This is a genomic window from Noviherbaspirillum soli (assembly GCF_015352955.1).
Taxonomy (GTDB): Bacteria; Pseudomonadota; Gammaproteobacteria; order Burkholderiales; family Burkholderiaceae_D; genus Noviherbaspirillum_A; species Noviherbaspirillum_A soli.
The window spans coordinates 1-10598 of sequence record NZ_JACYOX010000077.1 but is presented as its reverse complement, the minus strand read 5'-3'; the positions used below and the strand labels follow the sequence as shown (position 1 = coordinate 10598).

Below are 10598 nucleotides of genomic sequence, written 5' to 3'. Positions count from 1 at the left end.
ATCAAAAACCTATGCCAGATTGAACATACTCATCACCGCTCCTGCGTGAACTTCGTCGTCAATCTTATGGCCGGTGTCGTTGCTTACTGCCTCGCGCCCAACAAGCCACGCTTGCCCGTGACGACCAGAGCGCCAATTCTCTGATACCTGCCCTTATCCCGAACTGACGTTAATTACGTTCTGATCGTTCGAATTTAGTTCTTATACAAACGCAGCAAGGAAGGAAATATTGTGCACCCGACGACGAAAAGTCGGAAAATGTTACACAAGTTACCAAAAAAAGATGCTCGTCTGGGCCAGTCAGTGCTACTAATTATAGAAAATAGTCTGACTGAGAAACCTTATGAAACGCTTCTGCCTTTTCCCTGTTAAAGTTGCGCTGATAGCAATTATGCTCAGTGTGCCTCTTGCGCAGGCGCATAATCGGGTTCATCGGTCCGTTAGCGTTGGCTCCCCAGGTTACTACTCTCCTCCGCAATTTTATTATCAGCCTCCGCCAACGATATACTATCCGCCACCACGAGCTTTTTATCAGCCGCCGCCCCCTGTATACTATGTGCCGCCACCAGTCTATTATCGGCCTCCTCAAACTACTTACTGGTCTTCTCCGGGCGTGTATATGCAACCAGCCCCGGTTTATCCTATTGGATGGCCTTACTGAGCGCAGCTTTTATTAGCCCTAGGACCTGTGTCTCGCTTTAAGCTGGACATGATGCATATGCACAAGCAGCCAGGCGATGCCAGTGGCCGTCATAGCACGCCACTTCACTCTTGGGGAGTTTCGTTTGCCCGGCAAATGTAATCTATAAATTGGCGTGATCAATAGACGATTATGCGCAACACTGGTTGCTTGCATGTCAACTTTTGCGGATAGAAGTGATATGACGGGGTTGCATGCACTACCGACTCGGTTAGACTGGTTGCCCTGCTTGGACATGCCAAGCTTTGCGCAATATCGCGCTACTACCTGCATCATAAGACGACTTGATCTGGAGAACCTATGGCTAAAGTTGCAAAGAAAGCACCCGCTGCAAAGAAAACATTGGGAGCAAAAGCCGCCACAGGCACCGGCTTTAATAAGCCCCTGACGCCCTCGCCAGAACTGGCTGCCGTGATCGGCAGCACGCCACTGCCGCGCACGGAAGTCACGAAAAAAATCTGGGAATACATCAAGGCGAATAATCTGCAGGATGCCGCGAACAAGCGCAATATCAACGCCGATGCTAAGCTGAAACCCATCTTTGGCAAGCCGCAGGTCACGATGTTTGAAATGACCAAACTGCTCTCTGCACACATCAGCTGATCCCGCAAGGGTATAGCCTCAGCGCGCCGCTGCTGGGGCTACTCAAAAAAGGTGTTCCAATTTGCTTTCCACGCTGCCGACGAGCCGGCTGACAAGCCATGATCGTGCCAGTATCCATGCAAACAGCGATCGCTGCATTGGGTCTTCCGGTTGCATCGCCCCATGATGCAACCTTCCCCAAACGTAGGAACCTGACGTGGGGGAGCACAAGGTTTGGGCCACATAGCAAAGCTTAGGGTGTGCCTATCTTTGCCGGCAACCCTCAGTTTGACGAATCGGAACAAAACGCACAGTGCTTGCCATCTATTCGAACTGCTGTGCAAGCAAAGCGGCGCGACTTGTTCAGCCTGATATCAAGTACTGACCATTGGCGACAGACAGGAGCCCAGGCCCGTCAACAGATACGGCGGCTGACGGTATGTTTTTGACAGCGTCAACGCCATGAAAATTATATACACACACAATCCAGCAAGGCTGACCGGATGGTGCAAGTGATTGGCGCCTGTAATCGGGTCAGGTTAGCAGGGCCGCGCTACCGTTCGCTTGGGCATCGCTTTCCGCTACGGTGAACGCGGGCTTTTTGTAACTTTGCAACACCGGACAACAGCGAAGTTACTGCCGCCGCATGAGCCGATACAATGGACACGGGTCGTGTGAGAGGCAGTGTGCATCTGCAGCTACAGTCGTCCCCGTATCCTTTCCTTATTTTGTAGGAATAATATGAAGAAAAGCGATTTAATAGAAGACTTGGCCGCTGCCGCCGAAGTCACCAAGCCCCAAGCGCGGATCATGGTTGATCGTCTTGTGGAGTTGATCCAGACGGGAATACGCAAAGAGGGACGCTTTCCGCTGACAGGCTTGGGGACATTCGCCGTCGGCAAACGCGCAGCACGTACCGGCCGAAATCCAGCGACCGGCGAAAAGCTCAAGATCAAGGCAACCAACACCGCCAAGTTCCGTGCCGCGCCGGACCTGAAAGCCGCCGCCAAAAAATTCAAAGGCTGAGCGCGCCAATTCGTCAGCGCAGCGCAAACAAAAGCCGATACTCATGCGGCTTTTTTCTTTAGCACTTTTGATGCTGCGAACCCGTGACTACGTGCATCTGCCAAGGTACCGCCTGCTTTCGCAGATCGCTCAAAATGTTGAACGGTGGCCTAGCCTTGGAATTGCTGCATCGCACTTTTTTAGGTATGCAATTTCAGCGCAACTGTTGATTTTCGCGTAGTAAGCAGTCTGCCTGCTCTAACCGCTCAGGCTCCGGCGACCGAGGCGAGGTCTTTTTCTATGTTGGCACTAGATCATTCAATGGAGGAATACGCTGCGGCGAACGGAGTTCTCCGCGGTCATGTTGTCGCTGCCACATCGTGATGCTATGTGGATTGCCAATTTTGTACATAGCCGCCAGCTCGCAGCACAACGAGGCCCCTGACACGGTGACGATGGATAAGAGCGGTGCCAACAAGGCAGCCCTCGACCAGTCGAACGCGGAACGAGACCCCCCTTATCGAGATCCGGCAAGTCAAGTATCTCAACAATATCGTCGAGCAGGACCATCGCGCCGTCAAACGGGTCACCCGGCCGATGCGCGGCTTCAAATCATTCTGTTCTGCGCAAGCCGTTCTGGCCGGCATCGAGCTCATGCACATGATTCGCAAAGGCCAGCTCATCATGGCGGGGTGCGATGGCATGTCGTTTGCCAATCAATTTTATACGCTGGCAGGACAAGTCCCTTCAAAGTAATGGGCACGTGACCTTACCTGCACTGCTCTGTCTTTAGCGCGCCAACGCGACGGCACCCCGGCGGGACCTCTCCGCTGCCCGCTATGTGTACTGGGTAAGCGTCATCTGGGCACCGTCTGGACGAGGCGATCTGCCAGCGAGATGATTTGGTCGGTGTGACACATCTGGGTTGTGTCCACGATTGACATCATGGACATAATGGATCGACCGGTCGTTTCCTCTTCCGATACGAAGCATTACCGCCGCCACAGCACTGCATTCAAGCTGGCGCTGGTGGAGCAGACTTTGCAGCCCGGCGCTTCTGTCGCCCGCATCGCACGCGAGCATGGCGTCAATGCCAACCAGGTGTTCGGCTGGCGCAAGCTGCATCGCGAGGGCTTGCTGGACTCGTCAGCCGACGCGTCAGCGGCCATGCTGCCGGTCACGATCATGGCGACAGACTCACAGAACAGTGATTCATCTTGTCCCTCATCTCCGAGGCCGGAAACAGCAAACGTCCTTCGCCTCGAATGCGCTAAAGGCTGCCTCTTCATCGAAGGCGTACCTGACAGCGGCATCCTTGACCGTGTGTTGGATCGCCTGCTGGGATGATCGGTCTGCCGGCGGGCACACGCGTATGGCTGGCAGCCGGGTTTACCGACATGCGCAGCGGCTTCAACGGTCTGGCGGCGAAGGTGCAGACGGCACTGACCGGAGACCCGTATTCCGGCCATGTGTTCGTCTTCCGCGGCAAGCGCGGCGACCTCATCAAGGTCCTATGGTGGACCGGCGATGGCTTGTGCTTGCTGGCTAAGCGTCTGGAACGCGGCCGCTTCATCTGGCCACAGGCCACCGAAGGCAGTGTCGCATTAACACCAGCCCAACTCTCGATGCTGCTTGAGGGCATCGACTGGCGCCGTCCCGAGCGCACCCAGCGTCCGCTGTCGGCGTTATAGCTTGTAAACATCCTTGCACCTGCGTAAACTCCTTCGGCATGTCCTTGCCTGCCGACCTCCCCGACGATATTGCTGCTCTCAGGACGTTGATTGCCGAGCGTGATGCGGCACTGGCCCACAAGGAAGTCGTCGTCACCGAACTGCGCGAGCAACTCTCGATCCGGTCTGCCGAGATCGAGCACCTGAAGCTGTGGATCGCCAAGCTGCAGCGCATGCAGTTCGGCCGCAAGTCGGAGAAGCTTGATACGCAGATTGCGCAACTGGAGCTGCGCCTGGAGGACCTCCAGGCTGACGAAGGCCAGTCCGCCAGCGTGGCCCAACGGCAGAAGCGGCCATTCCGCACTCCACAATGCAAGCCATTGCCGTCCCACCTGCCACGCGACGAACAAGTCCATGCCCCGGCCGAGAAGGCATGCCCGTCCTGTGGCGGCCATCTTAAGCACCTGGGCGAGGATGTGTCCGAGCAACTTGAGTATGTGCCGGCCAGCTTCCGGGTCATCCGTCATATCCGCCCGAAGCTGGCCTGCTCCTGCTGCGATTGCATCGTGCAGGCCGCTGCGCCCAGCCGGCCGATCGAGCGTGGCTTGCCTGGTCCTGGTTTGCTAGCCCATGTAATGGTCGCCAAGTTTGCCGATCACTTGCCGCTTTACCGGCAATCGGTCATCTACGAGCGTGAAGGGGTGGAACTGTCCAGGGCACTGCTGGCCGACTGGGTCGGCGCCTGCAGCGACTTGCTTGCCCCGTTGGTCGACGCCATTGGCCGCCATGTCCTCACCGCCGACAAACTGCATGCCGATGACACGCCGCTGCCGGTGCTAGCGCCCGGCTTGGGCAAGACCAAGACCGCCCGGTTGTGGACCTATGTGCGTGATGACCGGCCCTGCGGCTCGCAGGATCCGCCGGCAGTCTGGTGTGCCTATACGCCAGACCGCAAGGGCGCCCACCCGCAGCAGCACTTGAAGAACTTCACTGGCGTGCTGCAGGCCGACGGCTTTGCCGGCTTCACCGCGCTGTACGAGTCCGGCCGGATCCGGGAAGCGGCTTGCTGGGCGCATTATCCCGAGTGCTTTTTTATCTTGAGTGAAGCTAATTGGCAACAGCGTTCATGCGGTCAATCGGTGATCCGAACCCCACATAAATTTGAATTGTTCAAAGGGACTGCAAGAACGCGAGCATATCGCCCTTGGGCTTCCATGTCTTCGCGTTTGCCGGCTCGATACCGGCCTTCTTCCAGAAGGCCAGCATAGCCTCCCGCTTCATCTGCAGGTTGGTCGTGATGTAGCGGCCGGTCGTGGCGACGCTGGCGTGACCGAGGTAGTCGCGGATCACCGTCACGTCAGTGCCTGACTGCAGAAGCCCAACGGCGCAACTGTGGCGCAAGACATGTGGCGTGATGTGCTTGTGTCGCAGCACTGGGTTGTCGCAAGCAGCCGACGCCGCGTGCTTTCTGAGAATGTAAGCGACGCCGTCGCGGGTCAAAGGTTGGCCCTGTCGATTGAGGAAGACGCATTGCCCACCGGCGGCGCCTGACATTCCGCGTAGTCGGTGCAGCGCGTTGGCCGTCTCGGTCCACAGCGGCAACAGCCGCTCTTTCTTGCCCTTGCCGCGCAGGCGAACCTGCCTTGGTGCGGCCAATTGTAGATCGTCCCACCGAAGCCCGGCGGCCTCGCTGACCCGAGCACCACTGTTGTATAGGAAGAGCAGCAACGCGTAGTCGCGCCAACCGTCGAAGGTGCGCTGATTGGGCATGTTGATGATCAGGCGGACGTCCTCCGCCTCAAGATAGGTTGCCGGTCGCTGCCGCGCCTTCTTCGCAGGGATCGCCAACATCCGCGCGTACTGCTGTGAGTGTGCCAGGTCGTTGCGTAGCAGGTGCTTGAAGAATCCACGGATCGCGGCCCGGCGGCAATTGCGTGTCGCTGCCGAATTCGATCGCTGCGCCTCGATGTGATCCAGGAAGCGCATCACTGCCTCTGCATCGATGTCGTCGAGCTGCAAGGAAGCGACCCCTCGGCCGCGCTGCTCAGCAATGAACTTGAACAGCATCGTCAGCGCATCACGGTAGGCACGGACGGTGTGGACGCTGGCACCTCGCTGCTTCGGCAGGTACTCTGTAAAGTACGACTGCACATGAGCGAACAGACCACACGGCGAGCGGCTCATGGCAATCGACTCTTGCTGCGCGAGTGCTGCTCAAAGCGCTGGCTTGCCAATTGCAACAGCTCGGGCGTGGCCTTCAGGTACACCTCCGTGCCAAGGACGTTCTGGTGGCCAAGGTAGGCCGATAGCCACGGCAGCTTTGCATGCACGTCCACACCTTCGACGGCCCAAGCGGTCAGCCGATGTACGGCGAAGGCATGCCTGAACTCGTAAGGCCTGGGACCCGAGCGACCGCATGGCGGCTTCAAGCCGAGATCGCGTAGCAGACATCGCAACGCGTCCGAGGCCGCACGCAGAGTGAGCGCTGATCCATCGCGACGGATGAACAGTATCAGTGGATCGCTGGCGCCGTTTGCCGCCAAGACTTCCTCGCGTTGCCGCAGGTACTGGCGTAGTTCGACAACCAGATCGTTGCGGATCGGCAGGATGCGCGAACGCCCCTTGCTTCGTTGAACTGTCAGAACGGCGGCGCGTAGATCGACGTCGACCAAGTGCAGCCTGGTGGCCTCGCCCAGCCGCATCCCGGTGCAGTACAGTACGAGAGTGAGCGCGCGCAGCATAGCCCCCCACATGTTGCGGCCCTCGTGCCGCGTGGCGGCGTTCAGCAAGGCAAGCAGCTCTTCGCGGCTGAAGATGTAGGGCACGAACACCGACTCCTTGACCGGCGCCACCGCGTGATCTGGAACGAAGCCATACGGGTCGCTGCGACGGCGAAACAGGCACAACTGGCGTACTACGCCAAACTCGCTGCCCACCGTGATGGCCTTGCGGCCTTCGATCCGTGTCACCCACTGCGTTACCGCTTGCTCCAATGACGCCGGGCGTTCGCCGTAGTGGTCACGGATGAAGCGCACGAAGCCATTAAGCACGAACTCGGCGCGGCGGTAGCCCATGCCCATGGCTCGTTTGAACGCAAGGAACTGCGCGGCGTCGTGGGCCAAGGCTGTGGCGGTAATCATCGTGCTCATCGCGGCACCGGAAGAGATACCTCACGCAGCGACTGCGTGGCGATGCGCACGTAGGCCGAGACCGAATCCGGGTCGCGATGGCTGAGCAGATCCGACAAGACTCGTACCTTGGTGCCGACATCGAGCTGCCGCGCGGCGTTCGAGTGCCGCAAGACGTGACTGCCCAGGTATGGCGCTTGAATGCCGGCGACCTTGGCATGTTTGATGAGCATGTGCCGCACCGCCGACGACGCCGTGAGGGCGGCAAATGGCACCTTCATCTGGACGAACACGTGCCGCGTAGCCGTATGCAACGGACGCCCCTGCCGCAGGTAACGTGCCAACACCTTGGCGACCGGAGGAAGCAGCGGCAACACGAAATTGACGCCGGTCTTCGGGCGCGACATGTGCAGCGCGCCGGCGTTCCAATCGATATCCTCCAATTGCAAGCCGATCACTTCGCCTGCACCCAGACCGTAGGTGCTCATCATCAATAGCATCGCATGATCGCGAAGTCCGCATGCTGTGCTTGTGTCCACTGCGCGCAGCAGTCGCTGAACGTCCTCCCACGGCAACGCGCGCCTGGGGCGTTCAAACTTTGGCTGTACTGGCGCGATCACCCCATCGGCCAAGTCGGCGCGAATGCGCCCGCTGGATAGCAAGAACCGGGCAAAGGATCTGACCGTGCTGGCGATGTCGGCTGTCGTCGAGCGCGCATATTGACTGGCGCATTGGATGAGGAATGCGTCGATGGCGGGTAAGCTCAGATGGCGCCATGACTTGCCGGAACGGCTCAGGTGCTCGAGCAGCTTGCCGACATGATCGAGCTTCTTGCGGATCGTGGTCTCTGGGTTGCCACGATGTTGCCCAAGGTGAGCAGCGTAGTCGCGCAGAACTGCCTCGGCAGGAGGCCGGCGGGGTTCGATAGACTGCCACGGTGGCACCGGCATGCCCATGACTTCGTGAACGCGGCGCAGTGAGCGTATAGCTGAACTGGCGTGACCGAGATATGCGGTATTGATCTTGCGTGAACGCGCGTACCAGGCCTGGAAGCGCTTGACCCCGTCGCGTGATATCTCAGCGCCTTCGTCAAGGCCAAGAGCGCCGCAATAGCGCCGAAACCGGCCGATCCATTCCAGGTATCGCTTCGCGCTGCTTGCGCGGACACAGCGATCACCGCGCCATACGCGCAGGATGTCTTGAACACTGGGCGTGCGCTCGGAGGGCTGTGGCTTGGGTAACTGGGTGGCCATGCAAGCATATACGCTAGCCTGGCCAGATCGGATTCAAAAGCTCATTGAACGCGCTGGATTTATGTGGTGTCACGCGCCAGCCATACTCCTCCTGCGGACAGTGGCCTCATGCATCGAACTCCGGATAAAAAAGCACTCGGGATAATGGGCCATGCACGCGGCTTCCCTGATGCGTCCATCAGCATAAACCTCGTTGTAGCCGGCAAAGGCATCGGCCTGCAGCACGCCGCTGAATTGAGCCAGATGGGATTGCGGATGCTGGCCCTGTCGGTTGGGCGAGTAGGCAAACCATACTGCCGGTGGTGCCGCGGACCCCGAATTTCGGTCGTCTCGGACATAGACCCAGAGCCGGCCGGTCTTCGTCTGTCCATTGCCGGGCGCGAGCACCGGCATGGGCGTGTCGTCGGCATGCACCTTGCCCGGCGCCAGCACATATCGGCGCAGCGCCTCCACCAGCGGGCGCAGCAGGGCGCCGCAGGCGCCGATCCAGCGGGCCATAGTAGAACGATCCAGGTCCACACCAGCACGGGCATAGATAGCCGACTGTCGATATAGAGGTTGATGGTCAGCGAATTTCGATACCAGGATATGGGCCAGCAGGCCAGGTGCGGCGATGCCGCGCTCAATTGGCCGGCTGGGTGCTGGGGCCTGAACGATGACGTCGCAACATGCACAAACCTTCTTGCGCCGGATATGGCGGATCACCTTGAATGCCGCATCGATGAGATCGAGCTGCTCGGACACGTCCTCTCCCAGCGGCTTGAGCTTGCCGCCGCAGGAGGGGCAGTCTTGTTCCTCTGGTTCAAGCACACGGTCTTCGCGTGGCAGATGCGCCGGCAGCGGTTGGCGCGCGGGTCTTGGCGTGGTCAGTGTTGGCGCCGATACGGCCGCGTCAACCGGATGCTCGCCTTCTTCGGCCAGCAGATCTTCCAGGCGCGTTTCCAGTTGCTCGATTTGCCGGTCGAGCTTCTCGGACTTGCGGCCGAACTGCATGCGTCGCAACTTGGCCAGTTGCAGCTTGAGCTGTTCGATTTCCAGCGAGCGCACGCTGAGCGCCTGCTCCAGTGTCGATACCGTGTCCCGTAACTGCTGCAGCTCGTCGTCGCGGTGACGCAGCAATGCCTTCAAGGCTTCGATATCGTCCGGCAGGGTGTCAGGGGCGGCTGGCATGCGCGCAGTTTACGCGCCCCCGGATAGGTTTACAACACCGACAAGGGCGGCCAAGTGCGTTCCGGCTGCTTCCAATTGATCCCTTCCAGCAGCATCGACAGCTGGGCAGCCGTCAAATGCACCTTGCCGCTGTCGGCCTGCGGCCAGACGAAACGACCACGCTCGAGCCGTTTCGCCAGCAGGCATAGGCCGTCGCCGGTAGACCAGAGCACCTTGATGACATTGCCGCGTCGACCGCGGAAGACGAAGACGTGACCGCTGAACGGATCCTCCTCCAGTGCTGCTTGCACCTTGGCTGCGAGACCGTTGAATCCAGCCCGCATGTCCGTTACTCCAGCGGCAATCCAGATGCGCGTACCCGCCGGCAGGCCCATCATGGACGCAAACTCTGCAACACAGTGCGCAGGGTCGCCGGATCCACCATCCCATCCACACGCACCAACACGCTGCCCAGGCGGATTTCGATGACGCCGCGCGCAACGGGCGCCTCTGCGGCAGACGATGCTGGCCCGGGCAGCGAAGCCGGCGCCTGGACTTCTGCCCTCGAAGATGCCGTGTCAGACTCCACAATGGTCACTGGCAGTAATGTCGGCTGTTCAATGCACCTCTTCTCTGGCATGCCACGGCTGTACTGCTTACGCCATTTGAACAGCAGGTTGGCGTTGATGCCATGTTCCATGGCGATCCCGGCAATGGATCTTCCTGGCAAACAAGCGGCAACCACTGCCTTCTTGAAATCGACCGGGTGATTCGGCCGCCCCTTCCTGCTGCCTGCTCTGTTGACTGACTCCAAAGTGATCTCCACTACTATTTGACGCACACCACTTTGGCCACTGCCTTACATCCTGTCCAGACGGCTCTGCTGCCTCGCTTACCCTTGTGCTTCCGGCCGGAGCGAGAGTTGGCCGGGTCGGGCTTGCACCGACGTATCAACCGTGCCTTCTCAAGGCACACATAACAACTGTAAGCGCTCAATTTCCCGCACGTGTGTGTTCTCCATTGCCTCGGACGAGTCGTCGCGCATCGCGACGACTCCGTACAACGATCGGCGGTGTCCTGGGAGCTCTGGTCAGTAGCGCGGGTGCAATCA

The 10598-nt window shown here is 59.3% G+C and carries 9 protein-coding genes and 4 pseudogenes; 7 read left to right on the top strand and 6 right to left on the bottom strand.

All coding sequences use genetic code 11. The annotated features are described in order from the left end of the window. The 7 genes and pseudogenes from IGW04_RS25020 to tnpC (IGW04_RS24990) form a co-directional block, all read left to right on the top strand. A pseudogene (locus IGW04_RS25020) lies at window positions 1-144 on the top strand (IS982 family transposase); the annotation flags it as partial. Window positions 145-1000: 856 nt separating this feature from the next. Next, entirely contained in the window at window positions 1001-1303 is a 303-nt protein-coding gene (locus IGW04_RS25015; RefSeq protein ID WP_194715813.1) for an SWIB/MDM2 domain-containing protein, read from the top strand. 720 nt (window positions 1304-2023) lie between these two features. Then, entirely contained in the window at window positions 2024-2308 is a 285-nt protein-coding gene (locus IGW04_RS25010; RefSeq protein WP_194715812.1) for an HU family DNA-binding protein, read from the top strand. 416 nt (window positions 2309-2724) lie between these two features. After that, a pseudogene (locus IGW04_RS25005) lies at window positions 2725-3043 on the top strand (DDE-type integrase/transposase/recombinase); the annotation flags it as partial. 189 nt (window positions 3044-3232) lie between these two features. Beyond that, the gene (gene tnpA, locus IGW04_RS25000) at window positions 3233-3634 is read left to right on the top strand and encodes an IS66-like element accessory protein TnpA (RefSeq protein WP_194715811.1); all 402 of its coding nucleotides are present in this window, start codon (window positions 3233-3235) and stop codon (window positions 3632-3634) included. Continuing rightward, window positions 3631-3978, top strand: coding sequence for an IS66 family insertion sequence element accessory protein TnpB (tnpB, locus tag IGW04_RS24995; protein ID WP_194715810.1), 348 nt, complete (start codon window positions 3631-3633; stop codon window positions 3976-3978). The genes tnpA (IGW04_RS25000) and tnpB (IGW04_RS24995) overlap by 4 nt, the downstream gene beginning before the upstream one ends. A gap of 38 nt (window positions 3979-4016) precedes the next feature. Then, a pseudogene (gene tnpC / locus IGW04_RS24990) lies at window positions 4017-5063 on the top strand (IS66 family transposase); the annotation flags it as partial. Between the two features lie 64 nt (window positions 5064-5127). Here tnpC (IGW04_RS24990) and IGW04_RS24985 read toward each other — a convergent pair. The 6 genes and pseudogenes from IGW04_RS24985 to tnpA (IGW04_RS24960) form a co-directional block, all read right to left on the bottom strand. Continuing rightward, complete coding sequence (locus IGW04_RS24985) at window positions 5128-6141, bottom strand: site-specific integrase (RefSeq protein WP_194715809.1); 1014 nt, start codon at window positions 6139-6141, stop codon at window positions 5128-5130. Then, the gene (locus IGW04_RS24980) at window positions 6138-7106 is read right to left on the bottom strand and encodes a tyrosine-type recombinase/integrase (RefSeq protein ID WP_194715808.1); all 969 of its coding nucleotides are present in this window, start codon (window positions 7104-7106) and stop codon (window positions 6138-6140) included. The genes IGW04_RS24985 and IGW04_RS24980 overlap by 4 nt, the downstream gene beginning before the upstream one ends. Beyond that, the gene (locus tag IGW04_RS24975; protein WP_194715807.1) at window positions 7103-8338 is read right to left on the bottom strand and encodes a site-specific integrase; all 1236 of its coding nucleotides are present in this window, start codon (window positions 8336-8338) and stop codon (window positions 7103-7105) included. Before IGW04_RS24975 ends, IGW04_RS24980 begins: the two co-directional genes overlap by 4 nt. Window positions 8339-8440: 102 nt before the next feature. Then, window positions 8441-9508, bottom strand: a pseudogene (gene tnpC / locus IGW04_RS24970) (IS66 family transposase); the annotation flags it as partial. A 29-nt stretch (window positions 9509-9537) separates the two neighbouring features. Continuing rightward, window positions 9538-9885: an IS66 family insertion sequence element accessory protein TnpB gene (gene tnpB / locus IGW04_RS24965; RefSeq protein ID WP_194715806.1), complete on the bottom strand. Its 348-nt coding sequence runs from the start codon at window positions 9883-9885 to the stop codon at window positions 9538-9540. Next, complete coding sequence (gene tnpA / locus IGW04_RS24960) at window positions 9882-10301, bottom strand: IS66-like element accessory protein TnpA (RefSeq protein ID WP_228527385.1); 420 nt, start codon at window positions 10299-10301, stop codon at window positions 9882-9884. The genes tnpB (IGW04_RS24965) and tnpA (IGW04_RS24960) overlap by 4 nt, the downstream gene beginning before the upstream one ends. Window positions 10302-10598: the final 297 nt, after the last annotated feature.

Coding starts and splice junctions, on each gene's coding strand:
- IGW04_RS25015 (WP_194715813.1), top strand. CDS start 1,001: ATGGCTAAAGTTGCAAAGAAAGCACCCGCTGCAAAGAAAACATTGGGA.
- IGW04_RS25010 (WP_194715812.1), top strand. CDS start 2,024: ATGAAGAAAAGCGATTTAATAGAAGACTTGGCCGCTGCCGCCGAAGTC.
- tnpA (WP_194715811.1), top strand. CDS start 3,233: ATGGACATAATGGATCGACCGGTCGTTTCCTCTTCCGATACGAAGCAT.
- tnpB (WP_194715810.1), top strand. CDS start 3,631: ATGATCGGTCTGCCGGCGGGCACACGCGTATGGCTGGCAGCCGGGTTT.
- IGW04_RS24985 (WP_194715809.1), bottom strand. CDS start 6,141: ATGAGCCGCTCGCCGTGTGGTCTGTTCGCTCATGTGCAGTCGTACTTT.
- IGW04_RS24980 (WP_194715808.1), bottom strand. CDS start 7,106: ATGAGCACGATGATTACCGCCACAGCCTTGGCCCACGACGCCGCGCAG.
- IGW04_RS24975 (WP_194715807.1), bottom strand. CDS start 8,338: ATGGCCACCCAGTTACCCAAGCCACAGCCCTCCGAGCGCACGCCCAGT.
- tnpB (WP_194715806.1), bottom strand. CDS start 9,885: ATGATGGGCCTGCCGGCGGGTACGCGCATCTGGATTGCCGCTGGAGTA.